Origin of the sequence: Bacillus cereus group sp. MYBK5-2, from assembly GCF_051915685.1 — a bacterium.
In the GTDB taxonomy this organism is placed as follows: Bacteria; Bacillota; Bacilli; order Bacillales; family Bacillaceae_G; genus Bacillus_A; species Bacillus_A cereus.
In genome coordinates, this window is record NZ_JBQAFE010000006.1 from 51203 (window position 1) to 74178 (window position 22976).

A 22976-nucleotide genomic window follows, 5' to 3' on the forward strand; every position below is an offset into this window, starting at 1 on the left:
CCTATTTACTCAATCGGTTGAGAATAGATATTTCCAACTGATATAAGGAACACTTTAATCTGCTTGATATATTAATAGTTTTTCTATAGTTACAATAGGCTGGTCGTTTACAGTTGCAATACCTTTACCAAGAACAAAACCTCGGCGATTGCGCGTTAGCTCATAATGTAAATCAAGTCTATCACCGGGATATGCTTTTCCGTGGAATTCAACTCCATCTAAAGAGGAGAGGAATCCTAGTCCTTCAGAATCACTTGTATGTACAAATGCACTAAGCTGAGCAAGTGCTTCTACAATTAACATATGAGGCATATGTTTGTGACTATCATTTATAAACCATTCGTTATTTGTAATGAGTTTATATCCTGTAACGAATTCATCTTGTTTTACATTTGTTACTTTATCAATCATTAAAAATGGATAACGATGGGGAAGTGTGTCTTTAATATGCATATGAAAGTACCTCCAATTAATAATACCCCTGCTAAAGTTAAGCAGGGGAGCCGGAATTAATTTTTAACTAATTCATTTACTTTTTCAAGGACGAAAATGCCGCTATTTCTAATGTTTTCAACAACTTGTTGCAACACTTCTTTATCTTGAACGAGTGCAATACGTACGAAGCCTTCTCCGTGAGGTCCAAATGCATGACCAGGTGTAACAACGACATTCGCACGATCCATTAATGCATAAGCGAAGTCTAGAGAAGTCCATCCTTGTGGAATTTCTGCCCAGACAAACATACTACCAGCTGGCTTATCGACATTCCAGCCAAATGTTCGGAATCCATCGATTAAAGTATCTCTCCGTTCTTGATAAATATTGCGGTTTTTCTCACAAAATGCAGCGCCATTTCTTAGTGCTGCAGATGCCGCTTTTTGAATTGGTAAAAATACACCGTAATCGGTATTAGATTTAAATTGAGTAAGTGCACGAACAATTTCTTCGTTTCCAATCATATATCCAATACGGCTACCTGCTAAACTATAACTTTTTGACAAAGAATTGATTTCTACACCAACTTCTTTAGCACCAGGTACAGAGAGGAAGCTAATTGGCTTATTACCATCGAAATAAAATTCAGCATAAGCAAAATCATGGACAACGATAATATTATGCTTTTTCGCGAATGCGATTACTTCTTTAAAGAAATCTTCATGAGCCATTGCTGGAACGGGATTCCCTGGGAAGTTTAAAATCATCATCTTTGCTTGATCGGCAATTTCTTCAGGGATGACTTCTAAGTCTGGTAAGAAATCATTCTCTTTCTTTAAAGGCATGTAGTAAGATGTTGCACCAGCCATTTGAATACCTGTTTCATAAGCTGTATATCCTGGATCAGGAACTAATATAATATCACCTGGATTTGCATAAACCATAGGTAAATGAACGAGCCCGTCTTGTGAACCCATTAATAATAAAACTTCTTTATCCGCATTTAATAAAACGTTATGAGTGTTGTTGTAATATTCAGTTACAGCTTCGTGAAATTCTTGAATACCTGATAATGTATACCCGTAGCTCTCTTTCTCACTCGCTGTATGTACCATTGTTTCTCTTACAAAATCAGCGGGCGGCATATCAGGATTTCCGATGCTCAAATCAATCATGTTATGACCTGCTGCAATTTTTTCTTTTTTATAGGCTCCTAATTCACTAAATATAGAAGATTGGAATGCTTTCATTCTAGTTGCTAACGTGTAAGTCATCAAAACCCCTCCTAAAACAGTGCTTTCATTCTGCGTTTTTAATTATTCTGAAAACACATGTTTATATTTTATCATTTTTTTATGAAAATTAAAACGATTGACAAATTTAGAGGAAGGATTAGCCTATTTTGAAAAGTATCGATGTAAATAGCGTAGATGTGTTAATTGAAATGTCTATTATAGGATTCATTTTATATAACTTAAGGTATTTTCTAGTTTTTATTAAGTATATTTCTCATGTTTTAAATGAAAAAGAATACGAAAACAAGGGCTATTTTTGTGGCCGATTTCTAAAGTGAAATAACGCAGAAAATATTTTCTGCGTCTCCTCTGAAATGTAATCATTTCTTTTTATATGTGCATAATTTTTCGGCTGTCAAAAAGTATACATTTAATGTACCGTCGGCAACTTTTAAAGTTTGGTCCGATGTAAATGAATTACCATAATCAATGTGATATACATTAGAATTTTTGACAAATGAGCCTTTATATAAATCGTCTTTATTCTTTGTTGTCTGCATTTCTACTAAATTTTGCACAATTTCCTCTTTATTTTCTTTTTTGACAACTGTTTCAAATTTATAATATACAGGGCATTCACCTTTTTTATTGTCAACGACTTCCCAAGAACCGTATATATCGTTATTGCTGCATCCACTAAGTAGGATGATTAGTATAGGAATTGTAAGTAGAACCTTTTTCATTTTGTGCTCCTTTCTTTTAAATTTGAATAAACGTGCGAATACGATAGGGATATTATAATAAATAAAGTTTAAATTTTTTTAAAGAATTATTTAATTTCATATAAAAATTTAAGAGAAATTAAATAAGCATGAATCTAGTGTAAAGTCAGATTCATGCTAGTACTATAGCCTATGTTATGTCTTTTTTGAGGATAAATAAAGAGGAAAGCAGAATCACTATTCCATTTAATATATATACGCTTGCGATCATAAAGGCTAACGTACCTGCGCCAAATCCTGCTTTATCGAATATAGAAGCAAATGTTGCGATAGTCAAAAAAATAATGGGAGTCAGTAGTAAAAATATGAAACCTGCCACGATTCTTTTTTTAAAACTATGTCCAGATAAGGAAATGGCTAAAAAGTTTAGGATGCTAAACAGAGCAATTGCAAAGAGCAGGACAATAAATACTTCGATGCCATCAGACATTTTACCACTCCTTTTATAAAGAGTACTTTTTATAATCTATTCGAAATAAAAGGGGGATACTCCTTTAGGTAATTTCAATAAACGTAATAAATAGGCGTATTATAAAACAAAGAAGTATGGATTCAATATTAGACCCATACTTCTTTGTTTATTTTATAAATTTGCAGATTGCGAATGCTGTTTTTCATAATGTTTCTGCTTAGAAAGGGAAATAGAAATAATCAATAATGAAACGACTCCAAAGATGAGAACCATATATTGTAACCCAATTGTATCTAAGAAGAAGCCTGTGCCAAGTAAGACGATTTGGAACATAACCCTCTCAAACATATTACGGAATGAGAAGAGGCGACCGTGATAACTTTTTTCCACTTTCGTTTGGAAAATCGTCGACATAATAGGGAAGAAGCAGCCAACACTAAACCCAAACAAACCAAATGATGTAAGAGCCATCCATTTTATATCGCTAAAGAACAATGACAGATGTGCAAAAGCAGTACAAACTGAGAAGAAATATAGTAATTTTTCAGGTTTGAAATGATCAGATAGACGTTTAATTACGAAGGCACCTAACATAAATGCGACACCTTCAATTGTATATATGAACCCTTTAATCGTAGGATCATGTTGCATTTCGCTAATGTTAATAACCATTAAATTAAACCCAGCTATAAATAATAGAGGGATGATACTTAATATAAGTGCTGTAAAAGCAATAGGAATTCCTTTTAAAATACGAAATACTTCCATAAAGCTATTATCTTTTGCAGCTTGTTTACTTGGTGTTGTTGATTTCTTGTCTTCGAATTGTAGGAAGAAAGTCGAGAGGAATAATAAGGCGTATGCTGCCATTGAGAAGGCATACATGTACTGTAAACTCATCACAACTAAAAGAATTCCACCTAGTGAAGTGCCTGCAATACGAGCAATTGTACCAACATTCATATGTACACCGTTCATTTGTAATAACTCATGCTCACGTACGATGAGTGGAATTACAGATTGTAATGCAGGGAAATAAAATGCTGCTGAAATTTGAAGAGCAACCATAAATGCGATCATAAATGCGATACTTTCAAATTGAATAGCAAAAAACATGAAAATAACACTTAAAACTCGACCAAACCCAGCGTAAAGAAGAACTTTTTTCTTTTCATACTGATCGATGACACGGCCAGCCATAGGTCCAACTAGAACACCGGCTAATAGTCCGATAAATAATATAACTGATTTCATGAAATCAGAAGGGACATATTTTTGCATAAATTCAAGGTTGCCAAGAATACCAAGCCATAATCCTAGACCTGCAATAAACTCCCCAATTAAAACAATCCAAACGTTTTTATTACGCCACATAACATTAAAACCTCTCCGTCTTTTAAAATGAAAAACTCGTATATAAAACCTCCTTATTTATGTATTCTTTTCATACGAACTTTTTTAGAGTCAGAGTCTATATTACGTGTTTCATAATTGGATTTCAATCTTTTTGATTGGTCAAAAATTTGATGTGTTAATTGATGAAATAAGTGAATCAAAACGTAAAAAAATTATGATTAAAGCTAATAGAAAGTAAGGATACATATAAAAAAGCAAGAACGTATAACTACGCCTCGCTTTTCTCAAGTACAAAATTAACTATTAGATTCACTTAGCAACATTTACGCTCTTGTCCAATAGCTAAAGCGCTAAAAGATAGTGGGCCAACAACTTCTGCGCTTGCACCACTAGTAAGGTTTTCTACAGTTAATGAATATTCGTGTGTTCCACTGCTAACGTTTTGATCTATAGCTTGAAATGTTTGTACGTAGAATTGTTCAGAATCTGTAGATTCAATACCTACTTGCGCATTAAAAATTTCAATGTTATCACGGAAAATTCGGAATAAAACTTGTGAAGTCTCAGTTATACCTTCTACACCAATTGTAGCGATTAATTCTACTCGATTATTACGTGAATCTCTACTTGAAATTCTCAATTTCAAATTTGCTAAAATTGCTTTATTTGGAGAAGCTGGGATTGCAAAAGTTGTTTCACCAGTTTTACTAATAGGTTGAGTAGCTTGGTAATCAATGATATGAGTCATATTCTTCACCTCCTCATATACTAGAATATGAAAATAGTGAAGAATTAGCTTGGACAAATACTAGATTATTTAATAGAGTCAACAACAATTATTGAAAAGAAGAAATTCACATAAAAGCATTAAGAATATATCACAATAAGATGATATTTTTCTTAATGCTTTTTGTAATTAAGCAGAGTATTCTTCTTTACGTACTTCAAAAAATTCATTACGTCGTAAGTAATTATAAATTTTCTCTGAAACCTCTTCTTCTTCAGACACCAAGAAACGATGATCAAAAGCGTAGAAAGATTGACCTTTAATTAATTTTACGTAATACATATTAAACGCCTCCTGACACTAGATTATTACTTGCTTCATATTTATGATGGCCTATATGTCTGCTAAAAATACTTGGAGTTTCAAAGGGGATAAGCAGAGGGATGAAAGAGCTTACAATTCTGTAAGGTTTATGTCACCTTTTTCGATAGTTTACATTCGCTAATTTCTTCTATACTACAAATAAGTTACATAAAATAAGGGGGTAAAAAGATGGATGAAATAATTGGAGAAGTTGTAGCTGGTATTTGTGAGTTTGTAGTGGAAGTAACAGCGGATGCTATAGGAAATTTAGTTTCCGGAAATGAGGAGGAAAAAGAAACATTATAATAATTTGTAAAAGAATAAAGTTGATCGAATTATAAAGGCTGATTTCTAAAGGGGATTCAGCTTTTTTATTTTTTACATTATATTAATTTAATTTGAATATTCATTTGTTATCATATTTAAGAAGCCTATATAAGGAGGTGAATAAACAAATATGTCGAATTCAGGGCCTGATTTATCTGTTTCTCGTTTGATTGTGGTAAATATAGAGGAAAAAGAATATCATTTTATTGTTCGTGAACATCCGATTGTAGGGAAATTTATATCGCTATTTGAAAATGGAAAAGAATATGGTTTAATAGATAAACAAATCGCTAATAAAGATAAATTTATTACATCGGAGCTTACTAAGTTAGATTATTTTAATATAGATGTTTTATATCTTACACCTGGTTGGATATGGATTGGTATGGATCAATTTGGTTTACATGCTCGTGAGGCTACTTATAACGAAGTAGATGTTATCATGAAGTTGAAAGAGGATTTATATTATATAGATATATACGAAGAAATAAAAATGTAGTAAATATTTAGTCAGGTTAGGGGGAAAGTTCCCGTAGCCTTTTTTTTGTTTAATGAAAGAACGTACAATCATGTTATTTTGATTATACGGGAACATGATGAGAAGTGAGATGAAAAGAGGATTTGAAAATACATGGAGAGAATTGTAATAATTATATGAGTCGTATATGTAAATAACAATGGAAAGAAGATGATAATATGAGTAAAGAAGAGCTTGTGAAAAAACAGTTTGGCAGTAATGCAGATAAATATGTAAATAGTAAAATACATGCTAAAGGACTGGATTTACAATATGTAGTTCAACAAGTTGAGTCTCGTCATAATAATCGTCTTCTTGATGTTGCTACTGGTGGCGGACATGTGGCAAATATGTTAGCACCCATGTTTGAAGAAGTAGTTGCACTTGATTTAACAGAACAGATGTTAGAAAAAGCAAAAGTTTTTATAAAGCAGAATGGGCATGAAAATGTATCTTTTGTAGCAGGAAACGCAGAGGATTTACCATTTGCAGACCATTTTTTTGATACAATCACATGCCGGATTGCAGCCCATCATTTTACGAATCCGGCTCAATTTATTTATGAAGTAAATCGTACATTGAAGGATAATGGATTATTCATCTTAACAGATAATGTTTCGCCAGAAAATAATGAATATGATACATTTTATAATTTTATAGAAAAAAAGCGAGACCCAAGTCATGAACGAGCTCTAAAAAAGACAGAATGGCTTACTTTATTAGAAAAAAACGGTTTGCAAATGCAGTCATGTCTTACTTTTGATAAGAAGTTTGATTTTGACTGGTGGTGTAATATGATGGATGTCCCTTTACAAAAGCGTGAAAAATTAACAGAATGTATGATGAAAGCACCAAACGAAATGAAGGGATATTTTAATATTCAATTTAAAAATAATAAAGTAGAATCGTTCTATACTGAAATGGCTATGTTTATATGTAAAAAAAGTACAACGTTAAAAAGATAAATGTGTTGCAGTCTTTCTGAAGTACGATATACTTAGTACAGAGAAACTGAGAATTGAGGAATAGTTATAATGATTCGTGTACGCATTGAAGGTTCTGAGGAAGAAATGCTTGAATTTATGGGGAAAATGCCAGACATTCCTGGATTTGAAAAGACACATATGAGAGAGCCGAGAAAAGGAAATAACCCGAAATACGATTCAAGTAAAAATGTACTTGCATATTTGTCTTATAAAAAGATTGAAGTCGCCAATAAATAGGCGACTTTTTTAGTTTGGGCTGTTTCACCGCCTTGTCTTTTTCACATAATAATAATAGTAGATTATGCTTAAGAGGGGTGAGAATAGTTAATAAGAAAATTATCTTTTTTGGAGATTTTGGTATTGATGACGCCGTAGCGTTAATTTATGCAAATAAAACATGTAAATTAGATATTCTAGGTATTGTTGCTGAGTACGGGAATGTATCACGAGATATCGTTACGGAAAATGTTTATTTTTTAGAAAGGTACTATGCTACACAAGTGAAAATTATTGAAGGTGCGAGTAGACCGATGACAGCTGAAGAGCCTTTGTTTTTCCCTGAAATCCACGGGGATCACGGTTTAGGTCCTATTATTCCACCTGAGATGAGAATTTGTAAACGAGAAAATTTTTGTGAATTAATCAAATTAATCGAACCTTGTCCAGAAGATATTATAATTGTGGCGACAGGGAGACTAACGACGCTTGCTACGTTATTTTTATTGTATCCAAATATAATGGATCGTATTTGTTCGTATTATATAATGGGCGGCGCTTTCCTATTTCCAGGTAATGTTACACCAGTATCTGAAGCGAATTTTTATGGTGATCCAATTGCAGCAAATATTGTTATGAAATATGCGAAAAACGCTAGCATATACCCGTTAAATGTAACACAGGGCGCGCTTATTACGCCTGAAATGGCCAATATAATAGATAAACAAGGAACTGGACAGGCGAAACTCATTAAACCAATGATTGATTTTTATTATGAGAATTTCTATAAAAAAGAATATCCGGGTATTGGTGGAAGTCCTATACACGATTTACTACCGTTTATCTCGTTTATAAATGACAGTATTTTCGAATATAAAAAATCGGCAGTGTGGATTAGTACGACAAATGATGTGACTAGGGGCCAAAGTGTAGCAGACTTTAGAAAAATAGCTGAGCCAACAAGGTTTGATGATCGGCCGATTCAAAGAATTGCTGTTGGTTTTAACTATGCAGCTTTTAAAGAAGAGTTTATGCGAACAATATTGAAGCCAGATTGTTCTTAATGTGTGTAATAACAAGTCGGATAAATCGTTAGTTCAAAAAAAGGTTTAATCTGTGTGTATTATTCTCAAAAATCTTAAAGTTGAACAACATGAATAACTTATGAAAAATGTCACATAACTAATGGTAAGCAATTGTTTCTAATTATATTTTGATTGGTGAAATGTAAAGGAGGTTATTATATGATTTGGTCTTTAATCGTCGGTGGTATATTAGGATGGCTTGCGAGCTTAATTACTGGAAAGGACGTACCTGGTGGTGTAATTGGTAATATTATTGCTGGTATTATCGGTTCTTGGGTTGGTTCGAAATTACTTGGTAGTTTTGGTCCAGTCATTGGCGGATATGCAATTATTCCAGCTTTAATCGGTGCGATTATTTTAATTTTCATCGTAAGCTTCTTATTACGAGCAATGCGAAAATGAATGTAAGGACTGTTTACATTTGTAAGCAGTCCTTTTTATATGTTATGCTAGTATTATACAATCAGGAGGTGTCAGCATTGAAATCATTTACAGTAAATTTCCATCAAGAAGATAATGCAAAAGCGACAACAGTACATAAATTAAGTGAAGAGGACTTCAATAAAGCAACTGAAAAAGGTACTCGTCATTTATTTGATTTAGATACAAACGTTGGCTTCTTCGTATTCTTTGATGCAGAAGATGCAGAAGGAAATGATCAATACTTAATGTTACAATATGAAGGGGATCATGAAGAACCAACTGCATGCTACGGATTTGATTTAAAACTATACTATCAATTTTTAGCACTATACTTAAACGATCTTGAATTCCAAGGCGAAACAGATGAGGAAGAGGAAGAATACGGTCCAATTCATCATTTAGCGCATTTACTTTATCATATTGTTGAAGATGGTAAATCAATCGAAGTGTAATATACATATTTGAAGCTGCTCTTTTTGGGCAGCTTTTTTATATGACATTGAAATGGTGTACTGTAAGCTAAATAAGGTGAAATTTTAATCAGTGGGGGTTTTGTTCATTCCCACTGATTATCAGCCCTCACCAATTTAGCTTTTACGGGTAGCAGGGTCTCCACCTAACTTCTTTGTTTCCGCTGAATTTTGAGGTGGGGATCTTACTGCCCGGCAAATAGCGAGATAAATTAATAATAGAAATTTATTTATTACTTTTATGTTAGCGTCGTAAAACACCTGTTATAATGATTGTAATCAAATTCTTGGAGGCTAATTCTATGCTTGTAGATGTAAAAGCTTTTATTAAAGCTGCAGGTTTAACATGTATTTCATCATTAAGTGGAGATAACACGTTTGCTTATAATTTTGAAACAGTAAAAAACACTATCGCTACATTTTTTAAGAAGCTAAGATTTACCGTTTAATTTCATTTCAACCAGTAGGAAAAGAGTAATCACTTCCTACTGGTTTTTTTGTTTCAAGGAGCTGTTGTGACAGCATGTTTTAAATTATAGATAGAGGATATTATCATTGAGAAGAGAAGGTTTAAAGAAGGAGATGAATACGATGATTAACAATATAATTCCAAGTTTTTTAAAATTATGGGAAAGTGACGATTTAGAATTAGAAGTCCTTAATTAATACTATACTTCGCATCCGGTTGATTATCGAAATGAATAAAATACAATAGGGGGTAAAAATGATGAAGGTATATTTGAAAATAGTTATGTTATTTCTTGCTTTTACATGCACATTTGCATTAGCAGCATGTAAAGGGACAGACGAAAAAAAGGAAGCAAATCCAGCCTCGGAAAATCATAAAAATGAACAAAGCAATTCTTCAGAAGAAAAGAAAAATCTTGAAGCAAAACCAAGTAATGAAAAAACAACAAAACCATCAGCTGAGCAAGATTCGAAAGATAGAACACTTAATCAAAAATCAATTAACCACGTTAAAGATTTGTTTGAACTAGCAAAAGAAGGAAAGGTACCTAATGTGCCATTTGGAGCCCATACAGGGGATATTGAAGAAATTGAAAAAGCGTGGGGGAAAGCAAATAAAACCGAATATGCAGGGAATGGAATGTACGCAACTTTTACAAATAAAAATGTTGTTTTCGGATTTAATAAAGGGTCACAAGTTTTTGATGTACGCTCATATCATGCAGAACTAAAATTGATTACATTACAAGAAATTGAAAAAGCATTAGGAAAACCATCTTCAGTTAAAGAGAATGGTGAAGATAAAATATATGTATACAAAGTAAATAACCAGTATGAATTGAAATTTGTCATTCCAAAATCGACTGGTAAGGTCGATCATATTTCCGTATTTTCGCCAGAGGATAGTATTAATAAAATGGCAGGATAAGAAATTAAGTGATTTCAAAAACACCTCACTTTCTTGAAGTGAGGTGTTTTTAGTTGTAAACAAGGAACGTCTCCTGTCATATAAAACATACTTTCATATGCGAAATACTTCACTTTTGTTTTTTAATATTCATCCAATAAGAAATATTGATCTACTGAAAAAGTAGTAACCTATAAATTATGTGTAGGATGGTTCGCGATTTTTTTACGTTCCAAACTTTGAACAAATAGCGCTTGAACAATACCTCCAACTAATAAGAAGCTAGCACAAATATAAAACAGCATACTTCCATTTAACTTACTTAATATAACTGCACCAATAACTGGTCCACACGTTCGAGATATATCCCAGTGTATACCGTAAATTGAAAAATATAAACCACGTTTATCATGAGGTGCAATTTCTGAAACGAATCGTAATAAATGGTTTAGAGCAATACTTTCGCCAATGACTAAAAAGAGTAAGGTGAAGAATAACGAGAATATCGTCGTTGAATAACTAAAGCCAACCGCAGCTATTGTATAGCAGGCGTAAGAAATAAGGATGATTTTCGTCATAGAAAATCGTTCAGACCATTTTACGAGGAAGATTTGTAGAATGATTTCCAAAATGGCTTTGCATGTTGAAATAAATGCGAGTATGAATACGAGATTAGGAAATACATGTTCTGCAAAAATACGATAATTTGTCTCAGTTTGTGCATAAAAAAAGCTAATAGGAAGTGTAGAAACCATAAGACCGAATATGGCATAATGTTTAAAAATAAATTGCTTTGGTGAACTTGCCTCAACTGTTTGTTTCGACTTACTCATAGGTGGAACGGTTTCTGGGAGCTGGGTCCAAACAACAACGGCATATATCGTAAGGGTTACACTTTGCACGATAAATAAATATTCTGGGTGAGTATTATAAAAACTTGCACCGATTAAAGGGCCGACTACGGATCCAATTGCTCCCATCGTTTGTAGGAGAGCAAAAATTTCTGCTTGCTGCTCTTGTTTTGTTAAATCAGCAATTTGTGCACGTTGAGCTGGAATATATAAGGAACGGCCAATACCATTAATGATATATAACAGTGCAAATATAAAAACGGATTGAGCGAAAACGAAACTACCGATTGCAACACCTTGTAGTAATAATCCGAGTAACATAATCTTTTTTCGGCCATATTTATCAGTAATTCCTCCAGCAATAAGTGTAAATAAAATGTCTGAAAGTGGCTGTAATCCGAAAATTAGCATAGTTATTATTACATTGCCGTTTAACATTTTATTGACGTAAATAATCATAATGAGAGCTAACATAGATTCAGTCGTTCGGGTTAATAATTCACCACACAATCTAATAAAAATAGGTTTATTGTAACGAAGTAAGAGATAATTCAATATTAATTCCTCCTTTCTATATTGAAATGATAAGATGAAAGGAGAGTTGGAAAAAGGGTAGAAACTATAGGGAGGATTTTTCACCTTTTAGGGGGAGTATGATGTTTATTTTAGATCAATACATTGAACTATGGATTGCTTATGGAAAAGGAAAAAAAGAGGGAGAACGATTGGAAGTAACAGTGCAAAATATATCTGGTACATTATTTTGTACAGAGCGCAATAGTAAATTAATTATAAAAAAATTAGATGAGTTAAATTGGATTAAGTGGTTTCCAGGTCGCGGCAGAGGAAATCGGTCTAAGTTAATATTTCAAAAGCACCCGATATCTTTAATTTTAGATAGAGGAAAAGAAATAACGAAAAAAGGGGATGTGAAAAGCGGAAGTATATTTGTGGAACGCTATAGCTCACATTTTCCATCGGTAAAGGGAGAATATCATTCCTGGGTGGATTCAATATTTGGTCATAAGGTTGAAATGACATCTGAAGGGAGAAGAGATGTACTCCGGTTGCAAGTACAAATGAATTTAGATATCACATTAGATCCTGTATACGCTACAATGCGTTCAGAATGCCATATGGTAAAACATATATTCGACACACTCGTGTATGTAGACGGTAATACAAACATTATAGAGCCAAGACTTGCATTTCACTGGGAATATAATGACGCTGAAAAAATATGGACGTTTTACTTACGAAAAGGAGTTCACTTTCATAATGGAAAACAACTTACTGCACATGATGTTATATACTCGTTGAATCGATTTATGAAGCTGGAAAATAATGCACACGCATGGATGTTACAACACGTTGAAAATATCCGTTCAGTGGATGACTACGTTTTCGAAATTCAATTACATACGGAAAATCGAATGTTTTTACATATGCTAAGTGCAGAACAGTGTTCTATCGTGAATGAAGATGAAGCAGGAGGGTTAATTGGAACAGGGCCTTTTCAATTATATAAAAGTAATGAAAATCTGTTCATTTTAGAAGGACATCCTTTATATTTTCGTGAAAGACCTTTTTTAGATCGTATTGAGTTGTGGAATGTAGAACAAGGTGTAAGTACATACGATGTTTTAGTAAAGGCGCAGTATAAAGATAAAGAAAAACATAATAAAGAATTGTCTCGGCTTGAGTCGAACGTGACATATATAACATGTAATCTTACGAGAGAAGGACCAATGCAAGATGCGTTATTTCGGAAAGCGTTATATAACATCATTCATGGTTATACAATCGTTCAAGAACTCGGCGGAGAACGTGGAGAAGTGGCAAAGAAACTAATATTAGCAAATGAAAGCATAGTAGATATTGACGAAGATATCGAAAGTTTAATTAAAAGGAGTACTTATCATAGTGAAGTGCTACAACTCTACACATTTACAGGACGAGATCATGTTGAAGATGCACAATGGATACAAAAAGAGTGTGCGAAGTACGGGATTCGTGTAGAAAATAATTTTCTTGAGATAGAAGAGCTATTGGAAGTAAGTACGATACAAAAGGCCGATATGATGCATGATAGTGCCACAATAAGTGAACGAATAGAAGATAGTTTATTATATATGTTTCTTACAAAAAATAGTTTTATTCATGGACAAAGCAGCATGGACTTTCATGAAAAGTTGTCTCCTTATTTTAGACAAGAAGAATTAGAGAAAAGAGTTACACTGTTACGCGATATCGAGGATACTTTGTTACGTCAAATTCATATTATTCCTTTATATCGTAATAAACAAGAGGTAAGTACACATGAAAAAGTTCAAAATATAATGATTAATTCACAAGGTTGGATTGATTTTTATAATATTTGGTTTAAATCTTGATATATAAGGGCTTTTGCACATTTTCATAAGATGTGTAAGAGCCTTTTTTGTATGTAGGAATAGGTTTGTTTTACACATTGTTACGCTACTTGTGATAAAAGTCTATTTACAGCGTAACAGTGTTATGTTACATTGTTGTCAGGAAGGAGTGTTATACAGTTGAGTACAGATTTAATTTCAAAAAAAGATTTATTAGAACTAACTGGTATTTCATACGGACAGTTATATAGGTGGAAAAGAAAAAATTTAATTCCGGAAGATTGGTTTGTACGAAAATCAACGTTTACAGGTCAAGAGACATTTTTTCCGAAAGAAAAGATATTAGAGCGTATCGATAAAATCCAAACGATGAAAGAGGATTTATCACTTGATGAACTAGCTAACATGTTTTCACCGAGTGTGAGAGAAATTCTTTTAACAAAGGAAGACATTTTATGCAAGGGGATTGCATCAGAACCAGTTTTACAATTTTTCATAGAACAAACGAATAAAACAGCAGAGTTTCAATTTGTAGACATTCTTTATGTGTACATGTTAGAAGAATTACTACAATCAGGAGAGATTAGTTTAGAAGAAGGAAAAATGGTCTTGCAAGTTTTACGTGAAAATTATGAAGCAATGAAACATAAAACTTGTGACTTAATCATCGTCCGAAAGTTAGGGATTTCTACATGTTTATTAGTTTCAAACGTGGACGATTTAATTTTTGAAAAAGGCACCAAAATCGTTTTACGCGAAGCGATTATGAAATATACCGAAGCATTAAAAACTAAATTGTTGTAGTGGAGGAGAAAGTATGCGTACAGATAATTTGATTATAAATGGTTACGGTTCATCGAATGGTGGCGAGTTTCATAAAGTGCAATTAAACGGAAAAGGAACTGTGAATGGAAATGTTGAATGTGAGCAATTTGAATGTAACGGTTACGGTGCAGTTACTGGCGATTTGAAAAGTAGCAGTGCACGAATTAGCGGATCTGGTAAAGTTGATGGCACAGTTCATGCTGAAACGATGCGAATTGATGGAAAAGCAACAATTACGCAAAATGTAAAAGCAAACAGTTTGAAAATTGCAGGAAAAGGTACGATAGGTGGAAATGTCACTGGTGAAGAATTTAAAGTCAATGGTCAAGCTACAATTGACGGTAATTGTGAAGTGGATACTTTTTCTTCAGAAGGACAATTTACAATCGGTGGTTTATTAAGCGCAGATGAAATTAATATAAATATTCACGGTACATGTCGAGCGAAAGAAATTGGTGGTCAAACGATTAAAGTAAGACATAGATCAGGTACATTTAGTAGGCTATTTAAAACAGTATTTGGCTTGCAGTTAGAAGCTGAACTATTAGAAGGTGACAATATCGATATTGATTATGCTCACATAAGAACGGTAAGAGGAAACAATGTTACAGTAGGAGCAAACTGTGAGATTGAACTGATTGAATATACCGGTGTTCTTACTGTTGATAAAAATGCAAATGTAAAAGAAATTAAGCAGGTTTAACGGAAGGGAGAAATCAGTATGGAACATCCACATAGTCTCACAGTAAATGGTTCTGGTAATTCAGCAGGCGGAGATTATAATAAAGTGAAGATTCGCGGTGAAGGAACAATTACCAATGATATGAGTTGCAATGAGTTTAAAACGTACGGAACGAGTGATGTACGCGGTAATGTGAAAGTGAAAAACTATGTCGTGTATGGAGATAACGAAGTACAAGGAAATGTAGATGCGGAATATGTAAAAGTATATGGTAATACACAAATTCATGGTGATGCTCATATTGAAAAAACAAAAGTTAGAGGTACGATAGATATTGAAGGAAAGTTTTCAGGTGATTTCGTAGATGTAAAAGGTGCTTTAAATGTAAAGGGAGATATTGAAGTAGAAGATTTATCATTAACTGGTGGTCTTGAAAGTGATGGATTACTTAATGCTGAAAATATTCAAATCTCACTTCGTTATGAAGGCAGTAAGGTAAGAGAAATTGGTGGTAAAAAGATTACTGTTCGTAAAAAAGCGAGATTTATTCCTTTTACTAGTCATGCTGGAAACCTCCAAACTTCGATTGTTGAAGGAGATGATATCTATTTAGAACATACGATTGCTGAAGTTGTAAGAGGCAACAACGTCACAATTGGTCCTGGATGTGAAATTAGTATTGTAGAATATCATACTAGTTTTAATCAAAAAGGTAATGCAGTCGTAAAAGAACATAAACAAATATAAGTAGTATGAGGGAGAGCAAGAGATATGGTTGAGAAGAATAATAAGCTCGGCTTTGTTGTGGCGGGCTTATTGCTAGGTATTTTAATGGCATCGATGGATAATACCATTGTCGTAACGGCGATGGGAACAATCGTTGGTGATTTAGGAGGCCTTGAAAACTTTGTATGGGTTGTTTCTGCCTATATGGTCGCAGAAATGGCAGGCATGCCGATTTTCGGTAAGCTATCAGATATGTATGGTAGAAAGAGATTCTTTATTTTCGGTTTAATTGTCTTTATGATTGGTTCGGCACTTTGTGGTACTGCTGAAAATATTACACAGTTAGGTATTTATCGTGCCATTCAAGGTATTGGCGGCGGGGCACTAGTGCCAATCGCGTTTACTATCGTTTTTGATATTTTCCCACCTGAAAAACGCGGGAAAATGGGTGGTTTATTCGGAGCGGTATTTGGATTATCTAGTATTTTTGGGCCATTACTTGGCGCATATATTACCGACTACATTAGCTGGCACTGGGTATTTTATATTAACTTACCACTTGGCATTTTAGCACTTATTTTTATTACATTCTTTTATAAAGAATCACGCGTTCATAGGAAGCAAAAGATTGATTGGTTTGGTGCAATTACTTTAGTTGGTGCAGTAGTTTCTTTAATGTTTGCGCTTGAACTAGGCGGACAAAAATATGATTGGGATTCTAGCTTTATTTTAAGCTTATTTGGTGGATTCGCCATTTTAATCATTGCATTCATTTTTATTGAACGAAAAGTAGAAGAACCAATTATTTCATTTGAGATGTTTAAGCAGCGCTTATTCGGAATGAGTACAATTATTGCTTTATGTTACGGTGCTGCATTTATGTCAGCAACTGTGTACATTCCGTTATTTATTCAAGGTGTATACGGTGGTACCGCAACAAACTCAGGATTATTACTTTTACCGATGATGTTAGGATCAGTCGTAACAGCGCAGTTAGGTGGATTTTTAACAACTAAACTTAGCTACCGAAACATTATGATTATTTCTGCGGTTATTATGCTAATTGGACTATTCTTATTAAGCACGTTAACACCAGAAACAAGTCGTGCATTATTAACAGTTTATATGATTATTATCGGATTTGGAGTCGGTTTCTCATTCTCTGTACTAAGTATGGCAGCTATTCACAACTTCGGTATGGAACAGCGCGGGTCTGCGACTTCAACGAGTAACTTCATTCGTTCGTTAGGAATGACACTAGGCATTACAATCTTCGGAATGATCCAAAGAACAGGTTTCCAAGATCAATTAGAAGAAGCATTTAAAGGGATGAGCGGGGGAATGAATACAAACGCTTTAGGGGATTCAAGAGCTATTCTATCAGAATCGGCAAGATCTCAAATCCCTCCGCAAATATTAGATAAGATTATTGACGCTCTTTCTAGTTCAATTGTTCAAACATTCATGTGGGCATTGGTACCAGCTGGATTAGCATTCATATTCATTTTCTTTATGGGAAATGAGCGCATGGTAATTAAGAAACAACAAACGAATAAAAAGAGTGAAACATCAAAAGCGTAATGAAAAAGCTCCTTTCTAATTGGAAAGGAGCTTTTTCGTATGTACGGTGTTAGATTAGCCTTCGATAATTTCGTATTCTTCGTCTGCAAGTAATAAAATTTGCGTTTTCTTGCCTTTGTTTTGAACTTCGATTACATCGTATGCGCCTAAGTCTCTTACTTTGCTTTGAGAAGCGTTAACCATAACTTCAATAGAATCAATTAAGATATCTTCTTCAATATATGATTCAGGCAATGCCATATCTTCAGTATCTAATACACACGCATATAGATTTTGTAAATTTTCAGCAGTTGGGTTTTGTTCCTCAACATCAATGATGTTTTTTACTGCTTCCATATTTTCCTCTTTTGCTTGGTATACTTTAATTTTAGCCATTGTTTTAATCTCCTTTATAACGTAATCGTAGAGGCTACACCTTATTATAACGTTTTTTTCATGAAAGATGAAATTGTTATATGTATTTATAGTAAAAATTATGTTTCCTTACTCAAAAATGGTGTGATTTCCATATAAATGTACGATTAGGTAACGATATTGCTACGTTAACGTTATATTGTCCAAGCTTTTCTTATTTTCTTCTCATATATATGTAGTAGCAATTCTATATAGAGAAGGGATGGAGTGTAAGTGGGGTGTGAACCGAAACGTGATTGTGGGTGTTGCCAAAATAGTATATGTGAGTTTTTACAGAGTCTAGAACCGTATACAAAAGTTGAAAGTATCATAATAGCAGGAAACGAAATTGCTGTATCTTATTTTCTTTCATTTAATAAGAAAACAGGTATCGTATCATTCGTACAAGAAGACAATGAGGTTATATTTGTCGATTGTTCAAAGATTGATGCAATTCGAATAGGGAAAGTATGTAGTTGCAAAACAAAAGTTAAATATATTGAAGAGGACTTTAGCTTGCTAGGAAATGTTTGCCCGCATTGTTTAACAGAGGGGAGTACAATCTTTTTCGATTTTAACAATCCTGAATTAAATGTGTCTTTCCAAGCAACAACAATTAATCCACCTAGATGTACTGAATTTACAGATGATCTCGGGAATGTAGTAAAGCAAATTACTATAGTAGGTGAGGCGAGAGTTTCTAGAGATTTTGTTCAAGTACCTGAACTGGTAGGTTTTCGATTACTTTTATCACATCCAGCTGGAGACCCTTTAAACTACGGATTATTATTTATTAATTTTCCTGATACGATTTTTATTTTTATATTGGCATCAAGCGGATACCTTTCCATTTCGAACTGTTTAAAAATAGAGGGCGGAACTGGTGATGCCGAAATAGAAGAGATGAAAAAAATGATAGAGGATGACGTTAACACGTACAAATCAGTTGTTAAATTGACTAAAGTATATAAGAACGGTGAGACGGAATCTTTTATTTATAAAAATGAGTTATAACACATGTATTTAAATGCACCCTCAAACTATTGTTGAGGGTTGTTACATAATTAATTATGTTGGTCCTTCAAACCGTTTGTTAACGGGTAAGAAATATATTTATTGTTGACTTATTTTATATGTTGATCATTTCATAGTTAGTAGATGTTATAATCATTTTATGTTTACTGATATTTTATAAATATTCGAAGTTTTAATTTAATAGTCAATTGCTTTTATGATGAACAGGTGGGTATGTATATGAATACGAATTATGGAGCGCTCATGAAAATGTTAAGAGTAGTTGATTCTAAAGAAGGCGGGAATGTAAATGATATATGAAGCGAATATACATACAAGAAAAAAACTAGTTTCTATGTTTGAGGATTTCAATAACGTTGTTTTACTTTCTTATTTACAAGGGCATATGGGTACTGCTTGGTTAAATGATCTTGAAAATCCAAAAGTAGCACAAGTTACGGTAGGGATTTTTACATTTTACGCTGGAGACCCAAATACGAAAGAAACAGAAGAGTTATTACGTAATATTCCAGAAAGAATTTTAGTTATCGTAAATAGTGAAGAGTGGAAACAACGCTTAGAAACATTCCATGAAAGAAAAATAGATAAGTTTTTACGTTATAAATTCAAACGAAATCCAGAAGTTTTTAATCGTTCAAAATTAAAATCTTTTATATCAGCACTTCCAAAAGAATATGAGTTAAGAAGAATAGACGAGCATATCGCAAATAGCCCTACATTACATAAGATATCTGAAGATTTCACAAGTCAATTTCATTCGGTAGAAGATTATATAAACCGTGGTATAGGTTATAGCATTTTATATAACGGAGAAGTTGTATGCGGTGCATCCTCGTATAGTATTTATAATGATGGGATTGAAATTGAAGTTGCGACTGATCACAATCATAGAAGAGAGGGCTTGGCAACTGTAGTAAGTGCAGCTCTTATATTGGATTGCTTAGAAAATGGAAAGTATCCAAACTGGGACGCAGCGAATACTACATCTGCTAAACTAGCAGAAAAGTTAGGATATGAATTTGATAAGGCATATGATACTTATTTTGTGGATAATAGATGAGTGAAGGAGTTACATACTAAAAAATAAATGCGCCCTAGTACGTAAGTCTAGGGCGCATTTATTAGTTGGTAAATATCTTCATAACAATCATATCATATTTTATCTTTTGAATGTTTGGAATTAAAGATATTTATGTGACTTTTTGAAAAAATAAAAGAGCAGCTAGCAAAAGCCAACTGCTCCTCTCTCAGGGGGAATGGAGAAATACAATCATATTATCTATAGTATTGACGGAACATAGAGTTTTAATCAAAGCCCGATTGGTGAGGGGTTTGATTAAAACTCCCACTGATTAAAGTTTCACTTTATTACATTTACAATTTAAATAGTAGAACGTGTTTATCGTAGTTCTCCAAACACCAATTATATTTTTTTAGAATAATTGGATGGACTGCTTCTGTCGTAGTATCGACTTCAGTATATCCATATTTCTTATAAAAGTTTTCTAATTCCTCAAAAGGAAGACAATATACATTTTGTATTTGTGATTTTTTCGCAGTTTCTACTAAAAATGAAACAAGCTCACCAGCTAATTGAAGCCCTCTAAATTGAGGCAGAATAAAAATCCCACCCATTTCTAAAGTATCTTCATCTATTTGGACTAATCGGCCAACACCTGCATACTCGTTGTTATATGTAATAATTGCAACTTTATCTCTTTTTAAATCACTTCGTACAAATCCTATTGAGTCATATTGATTATTAACCCATTCTAAATCGTTAGATGTGGCCAATTGAATACTCATATACATCCTCCTTGGAAATACTAGCGCTTTCTTCATTATATAGAACATAACATACTATATCAAAGGAACCTTGAGGTAGCCCATTTGTTTAAGTTATTAGTTAAAAGTGTGGGGTTGCTGGCATTGAAATGATGGCTTCACCAAACATAGGATAATAATCTTGTGAATTTAGTGTTACATAGTCAAAATAAAAATTAGTTCATGCGTTCGGTAATGCACGATGGTTTAAGTGTAGAGAAGATCATAGGGGTATTTTAATTAGTAGCTACTGTATTCATTGAAGTTATTAAGGAAATGTCGTAATCCCTAGCCTTAGTGATACAAATCATATTATGGTTTAGTAAAAAAACTCTTCCTGAAAAAGAGGGGGATTAAAGATAAGAGCACTTCGAAAAGTGCCCTTCAGTAAACGACTACTTATTCTAAAAAGAAAGGATGCAATATATTATATGAAGTTTAGTGTATTTAAGTATGGGTCTTTTATATAAAAGTTTTATTTTGTTCCGAATAAAAAGGCGGTTGTTTCCGCAACCACCTTTCAGTAAAACAAAGCACTTTTTATGAAATAAATTATGGATGGTCCCTAAAAAAGGTTATAGGATATACCCACATTTTTATAACTAAAGTGACGAACTCAGGTTATAAGGAAGGAACAATTATATTGTATGAAATCTATTCTAGAGTAGTCACAAAGAAAGTTGTCTTCTTATTAGAAGGCAGCTTTTTTTATTAGAAAAAGAAGTAGAAGATTAAGTTACTTGTCCAAACAAATTTTAAAAAAATACATAAAATGCTATTAGTTAGTCAATATTTTAATATTGCTAATTTTTAAGACTAAAAGGGGTGATTTTATGTGTGAATGTGAAGTTTGTAGACGAAAGAAAAATCGGGATCCATTAAACCGGGAGTTTGAGCCGAAAAAACGAGTTCATGAGCCAAAAAAAGAGGATTGTGAGCCAAAAAAAGAAGATTGTGAGCCAAAAAAAGAGGATTGCGAGCCAAAAAAAGAAGATTGCGAATCATTAAATGATTATTCGTTTAGTAAAAATGCAAATTTTTTAGAGGCAGCTATACAAACAGATGAAATCGATCAAATTTCTGAGGAATATATTGAAATAGTTGATTCAGCAGATGTACAAGTTACTACTACAGATACAAAAGCTGCGCTATCTATCCAAGCGGCATTACAAGCAGCTATCGTAGTTGTAGTAAGTATTTCTATAGCAGATAGTGAAAAGGCAGATAAAATAACACAAGAATTATTTCAAAAATCAGCTATTAAACAAATTAATAGACAAAAAACATTTATTAAAAATTCTAGAAACGTAACCGTAACAACTACTGATACAGATATTGCAGTGAATATTCAAATTCTCCTTCAAATTTTATTAGCTTTATTAGTTAAACTAAACATTTTATAAAGTGTCTATTCTATTGATATTTAGCTATAAGTTTTCACTCTAAGTAAATGTTTTTTGTTGTAATACGTGGTACAAGCTTGGACTTTTTATTATGACTGAATTAATATTCAAGATGAATGGTAAAGCAAGTGTGGAAAACTACAAATAAAGATAAAATACATGATTTAACAGTAATGAAACTTATATTTATGTGAAGTGAAGGAAAGCTGTCTTCTTATAAGAAGTCAGCTTTTGATTTTATTAGCAAAAAGAAGTGAAAATAGAAGATTAAGTTACTTGTCCAAGCAATTTTTATTTCATTACATATAATGCTCGTAGATATTTAAAATTTTTATAGAAAATTGATTGGAGTGAATATTGTAAATGGATGATTTAAACAAATTTTCTTCCTTTAAGTTTGATAAGGATCAAAAGAATATAATTATAGACCTTTTACTCTCAGATATTTTTAATAGGCATGGGATAAATGAAGAAAAATTAAAAAATTTATCACCAGAAAAAAAGCAGCAAATTAAAAGTATTGTTTCTGAAATACAATCACAAGTTAATAATTATTTAGATTGAAAGGGGGTGAA

Annotated in this window: 27 protein-coding genes; 17 read left to right on the forward strand and 10 right to left on the reverse strand. The window is 33.0% G+C overall.

Annotated features, from left to right (window positions below):
- Window positions 1-54: 54 nt before the first annotated feature.
- The 7 genes from ACTFP3_RS19930 to ACTFP3_RS19960 all read right to left on the reverse strand — a co-directional run bounded on the left by ACTFP3_RS19930 (window position 55) and on the right by ACTFP3_RS19960 (window position 5289).
- The gene (locus ACTFP3_RS19930) at window positions 55-453 is read right to left on the reverse strand and encodes a 3-hydroxyacyl-ACP dehydratase FabZ family protein (RefSeq protein WP_242284543.1); all 399 of its coding nucleotides are present in this window, start codon (window positions 451-453) and stop codon (window positions 55-57) included.
- 56 nt (window positions 454-509) lie between these two features.
- Window positions 510-1709 carry an LL-diaminopimelate aminotransferase gene (locus tag ACTFP3_RS19935; protein WP_242284541.1) on the reverse strand — a complete coding sequence of 400 codons (1200 nt, stop codon included), beginning with the start codon at window positions 1707-1709 and terminating at the stop codon, window positions 510-512.
- Between the two features lie 341 nt (window positions 1710-2050).
- Window positions 2051-2413, reverse strand: a complete 363-nt coding sequence (locus ACTFP3_RS19940) for a hypothetical protein (RefSeq protein WP_000757017.1) — start codon at window positions 2411-2413, stop codon at window positions 2051-2053.
- A gap of 169 nt (window positions 2414-2582) precedes the next feature.
- On the reverse strand, window positions 2583-2882 hold the full coding sequence (locus tag ACTFP3_RS19945; RefSeq protein WP_001279462.1) for a hypothetical protein: 300 nt from the start codon (window positions 2880-2882) through the stop codon (window positions 2583-2585).
- A gap of 153 nt (window positions 2883-3035) precedes the next feature.
- Entirely contained in the window at window positions 3036-4238 is a 1203-nt protein-coding gene (locus ACTFP3_RS19950) for an MFS transporter (protein ID WP_086388245.1), read from the reverse strand.
- A 295-nt stretch (window positions 4239-4533) separates the two neighbouring features.
- On the reverse strand, window positions 4534-4968 hold the full coding sequence (gene exsC / locus ACTFP3_RS19955; RefSeq protein WP_000148797.1) for an exosporium protein ExsC: 435 nt from the start codon (window positions 4966-4968) through the stop codon (window positions 4534-4536).
- A 168-nt stretch (window positions 4969-5136) separates the two neighbouring features.
- Window positions 5137-5289: a YqbF domain-containing protein gene (locus ACTFP3_RS19960; protein WP_000291905.1), complete on the reverse strand. Its 153-nt coding sequence runs from the start codon at window positions 5287-5289 to the stop codon at window positions 5137-5139.
- A 478-nt stretch (window positions 5290-5767) separates the two neighbouring features.
- On the opposite strand from ACTFP3_RS19960, the gene ACTFP3_RS19965 reads away from it, so the two are divergent.
- The 8 genes from ACTFP3_RS19965 (at window position 5768) to ACTFP3_RS20000 (ending at window position 10730) form a co-directional block, all read left to right on the forward strand.
- Window positions 5768-6136: a hypothetical protein gene (locus tag ACTFP3_RS19965; RefSeq protein WP_000071478.1), complete on the forward strand. Its 369-nt coding sequence runs from the start codon at window positions 5768-5770 to the stop codon at window positions 6134-6136.
- Between the two features lie 197 nt (window positions 6137-6333).
- Window positions 6334-7119 carry a class I SAM-dependent methyltransferase gene (locus tag ACTFP3_RS19970; RefSeq protein ID WP_000031301.1) on the forward strand — a complete coding sequence of 262 codons (786 nt, stop codon included), beginning with the start codon at window positions 6334-6336 and terminating at the stop codon, window positions 7117-7119.
- 69 nt (window positions 7120-7188) lie between these two features.
- The gene (locus ACTFP3_RS19975; protein WP_000621873.1) at window positions 7189-7377 is read left to right on the forward strand and encodes a DUF3970 family protein; all 189 of its coding nucleotides are present in this window, start codon (window positions 7189-7191) and stop codon (window positions 7375-7377) included.
- 77 nt (window positions 7378-7454) lie between these two features.
- The gene (locus tag ACTFP3_RS19980; protein WP_001223682.1) at window positions 7455-8420 is read left to right on the forward strand and encodes a nucleoside hydrolase; all 966 of its coding nucleotides are present in this window, start codon (window positions 7455-7457) and stop codon (window positions 8418-8420) included.
- 180 nt (window positions 8421-8600) lie between these two features.
- On the forward strand, window positions 8601-8843 hold the full coding sequence (locus ACTFP3_RS19985; protein ID WP_000638306.1) for a GlsB/YeaQ/YmgE family stress response membrane protein: 243 nt from the start codon (window positions 8601-8603) through the stop codon (window positions 8841-8843).
- 77 nt (window positions 8844-8920) lie between these two features.
- Window positions 8921-9316, forward strand: coding sequence for a hypothetical protein (locus tag ACTFP3_RS19990; protein ID WP_000834883.1), 396 nt, complete (start codon window positions 8921-8923; stop codon window positions 9314-9316).
- A 320-nt stretch (window positions 9317-9636) separates the two neighbouring features.
- Entirely contained in the window at window positions 9637-9783 is a 147-nt protein-coding gene (locus ACTFP3_RS19995; protein ID WP_000959548.1) for a hypothetical protein, read from the forward strand.
- 275 nt (window positions 9784-10058) lie between these two features.
- The gene (locus ACTFP3_RS20000; protein ID WP_135277807.1) at window positions 10059-10730 is read left to right on the forward strand and encodes a YjgB family protein; all 672 of its coding nucleotides are present in this window, start codon (window positions 10059-10061) and stop codon (window positions 10728-10730) included.
- Window positions 10731-10900: 170 nt separating this feature from the next.
- Here ACTFP3_RS20000 and ACTFP3_RS20005 read toward each other — a convergent pair whose 3' ends face one another.
- Complete coding sequence (locus tag ACTFP3_RS20005; protein ID WP_326037054.1) at window positions 10901-12115, reverse strand: MFS transporter; 1215 nt, start codon at window positions 12113-12115, stop codon at window positions 10901-10903.
- A 101-nt stretch (window positions 12116-12216) separates the two neighbouring features.
- Here ACTFP3_RS20005 and ACTFP3_RS20010 point away from each other — a divergent pair, with 101 nt between their 5' ends.
- The 5 genes from ACTFP3_RS20010 to ACTFP3_RS20030 all read left to right on the forward strand — a co-directional run bounded on the left by ACTFP3_RS20010 (window position 12217) and on the right by ACTFP3_RS20030 (window position 17746).
- A complete protein-coding gene (locus tag ACTFP3_RS20010) occupies window positions 12217-13953 on the forward strand; it encodes an ABC transporter substrate-binding protein (protein ID WP_440011049.1) in 1737 nt (578 codons plus the stop codon).
- Between the two features lie 159 nt (window positions 13954-14112).
- Complete coding sequence (locus tag ACTFP3_RS20015) at window positions 14113-14736, forward strand: YhbD family protein (RefSeq protein ID WP_000102241.1); 624 nt, start codon at window positions 14113-14115, stop codon at window positions 14734-14736.
- Window positions 14737-14749: 13 nt separating this feature from the next.
- Window positions 14750-15460 (forward strand): bactofilin family protein, encoded by a 711-nt coding sequence (locus ACTFP3_RS20020; protein ID WP_001258384.1) that lies wholly within the window; start codon window positions 14750-14752, stop codon window positions 15458-15460.
- 18 nt (window positions 15461-15478) lie between these two features.
- On the forward strand, window positions 15479-16186 hold the full coding sequence (locus ACTFP3_RS20025) for a cytoplasmic protein (RefSeq protein ID WP_440011051.1): 708 nt from the start codon (window positions 15479-15481) through the stop codon (window positions 16184-16186).
- Window positions 16187-16210: 24 nt separating this feature from the next.
- Complete coding sequence (locus ACTFP3_RS20030; RefSeq protein WP_000229616.1) at window positions 16211-17746, forward strand: MDR family MFS transporter; 1536 nt, start codon at window positions 16211-16213, stop codon at window positions 17744-17746.
- A gap of 54 nt (window positions 17747-17800) precedes the next feature.
- On the opposite strand, the gene ACTFP3_RS20035 is transcribed toward ACTFP3_RS20030, so the two are convergent.
- Entirely contained in the window at window positions 17801-18121 is a 321-nt protein-coding gene (locus ACTFP3_RS20035; RefSeq protein WP_001062733.1) for a hypothetical protein, read from the reverse strand.
- Window positions 18122-18373: 252 nt separating this feature from the next.
- Here ACTFP3_RS20035 and ACTFP3_RS20040 point away from each other — a divergent pair, with 252 nt between their 5' ends.
- Window positions 18374-19153 (forward strand): BC_2878 family exosporium-associated protein, encoded by a 780-nt coding sequence (locus tag ACTFP3_RS20040; RefSeq protein WP_000501710.1) that lies wholly within the window; start codon window positions 18374-18376, stop codon window positions 19151-19153.
- Window positions 19154-19463: 310 nt separating this feature from the next.
- Window positions 19464-20234, forward strand: a complete 771-nt coding sequence (locus ACTFP3_RS20045) for a GNAT family N-acetyltransferase (protein WP_440011053.1) — start codon at window positions 19464-19466, stop codon at window positions 20232-20234.
- A 314-nt stretch (window positions 20235-20548) separates the two neighbouring features.
- Here ACTFP3_RS20045 and ACTFP3_RS20050 read toward each other — a convergent pair whose 3' ends face one another.
- Complete coding sequence (locus tag ACTFP3_RS20050; protein WP_000027163.1) at window positions 20549-20980, reverse strand: GNAT family N-acetyltransferase; 432 nt, start codon at window positions 20978-20980, stop codon at window positions 20549-20551.
- Between the two features lie 851 nt (window positions 20981-21831).
- Here ACTFP3_RS20050 and ACTFP3_RS20055 point away from each other — a divergent pair.
- Window positions 21832-22401, forward strand: coding sequence for a spore coat protein (locus tag ACTFP3_RS20055; RefSeq protein ID WP_000333025.1), 570 nt, complete (start codon window positions 21832-21834; stop codon window positions 22399-22401).
- Window positions 22402-22764: 363 nt separating this feature from the next.
- Window positions 22765-22965 carry a spore coat protein W gene (locus ACTFP3_RS20060; RefSeq protein ID WP_000342253.1) on the forward strand — a complete coding sequence of 67 codons (201 nt, stop codon included), beginning with the start codon at window positions 22765-22767 and terminating at the stop codon, window positions 22963-22965.
- Window positions 22966-22976 lie beyond the last annotated feature (11 nt).

Excerpts from the sequence above, each read along its gene's own strand:
- ACTFP3_RS19985 (WP_000638306.1), top strand. The coding sequence starts at position 8,601 with ATGATTTGGTCTTTAATCGTCGGTGGTATATTAGGATGGCTTGCGAGC.
- ACTFP3_RS19935 (WP_242284541.1), bottom strand. The coding sequence starts at position 1,709 with ATGACTTACACGTTAGCAACTAGAATGAAAGCATTCCAATCTTCTATA.
- ACTFP3_RS19950 (WP_086388245.1), bottom strand. The coding sequence starts at position 4,238 with ATGTGGCGTAATAAAAACGTTTGGATTGTTTTAATTGGGGAGTTTATT.
- ACTFP3_RS19930 (WP_242284543.1), bottom strand. The coding sequence starts at position 453 with ATGCATATTAAAGACACACTTCCCCATCGTTATCCATTTTTAATGATT.
- ACTFP3_RS19940 (WP_000757017.1), bottom strand. The coding sequence starts at position 2,413 with ATGAAAAAGGTTCTACTTACAATTCCTATACTAATCATCCTACTTAGT.
- exsC (WP_000148797.1), bottom strand. The coding sequence starts at position 4,968 with ATGACTCATATCATTGATTACCAAGCTACTCAACCTATTAGTAAAACT.
- ACTFP3_RS19960 (WP_000291905.1), bottom strand. The coding sequence starts at position 5,289 with ATGTATTACGTAAAATTAATTAAAGGTCAATCTTTCTACGCTTTTGAT.
- ACTFP3_RS20025 (WP_440011051.1), top strand. The coding sequence starts at position 15,479 with ATGGAACATCCACATAGTCTCACAGTAAATGGTTCTGGTAATTCAGCA.
- ACTFP3_RS20030 (WP_000229616.1), top strand. The coding sequence starts at position 16,211 with ATGGTTGAGAAGAATAATAAGCTCGGCTTTGTTGTGGCGGGCTTATTG.
- ACTFP3_RS20060 (WP_000342253.1), top strand. The coding sequence starts at position 22,765 with ATGGATGATTTAAACAAATTTTCTTCCTTTAAGTTTGATAAGGATCAA.
- ACTFP3_RS20050 (WP_000027163.1), bottom strand. The coding sequence starts at position 20,980 with ATGAGTATTCAATTGGCCACATCTAACGATTTAGAATGGGTTAATAAT.
- ACTFP3_RS19975 (WP_000621873.1), top strand. The coding sequence starts at position 7,189 with ATGATTCGTGTACGCATTGAAGGTTCTGAGGAAGAAATGCTTGAATTT.
- ACTFP3_RS20020 (WP_001258384.1), top strand. The coding sequence starts at position 14,750 with ATGCGTACAGATAATTTGATTATAAATGGTTACGGTTCATCGAATGGT.
- ACTFP3_RS19995 (WP_000959548.1), top strand. The coding sequence starts at position 9,637 with ATGCTTGTAGATGTAAAAGCTTTTATTAAAGCTGCAGGTTTAACATGT.
- ACTFP3_RS20055 (WP_000333025.1), top strand. The coding sequence starts at position 21,832 with ATGTGTGAATGTGAAGTTTGTAGACGAAAGAAAAATCGGGATCCATTA.
- ACTFP3_RS20000 (WP_135277807.1), top strand. The coding sequence starts at position 10,059 with ATGATGAAGGTATATTTGAAAATAGTTATGTTATTTCTTGCTTTTACA.
- ACTFP3_RS19945 (WP_001279462.1), bottom strand. The coding sequence starts at position 2,882 with ATGTCTGATGGCATCGAAGTATTTATTGTCCTGCTCTTTGCAATTGCT.
- ACTFP3_RS19965 (WP_000071478.1), top strand. The coding sequence starts at position 5,768 with ATGTCGAATTCAGGGCCTGATTTATCTGTTTCTCGTTTGATTGTGGTA.
- ACTFP3_RS20035 (WP_001062733.1), bottom strand. The coding sequence starts at position 18,121 with ATGGCTAAAATTAAAGTATACCAAGCAAAAGAGGAAAATATGGAAGCA.
- ACTFP3_RS19970 (WP_000031301.1), top strand. The coding sequence starts at position 6,334 with ATGAGTAAAGAAGAGCTTGTGAAAAAACAGTTTGGCAGTAATGCAGAT.
- ACTFP3_RS20010 (WP_440011049.1), top strand. The coding sequence starts at position 12,217 with ATGTTTATTTTAGATCAATACATTGAACTATGGATTGCTTATGGAAAA.
- ACTFP3_RS20045 (WP_440011053.1), top strand. The coding sequence starts at position 19,464 with ATGATATATGAAGCGAATATACATACAAGAAAAAAACTAGTTTCTATG.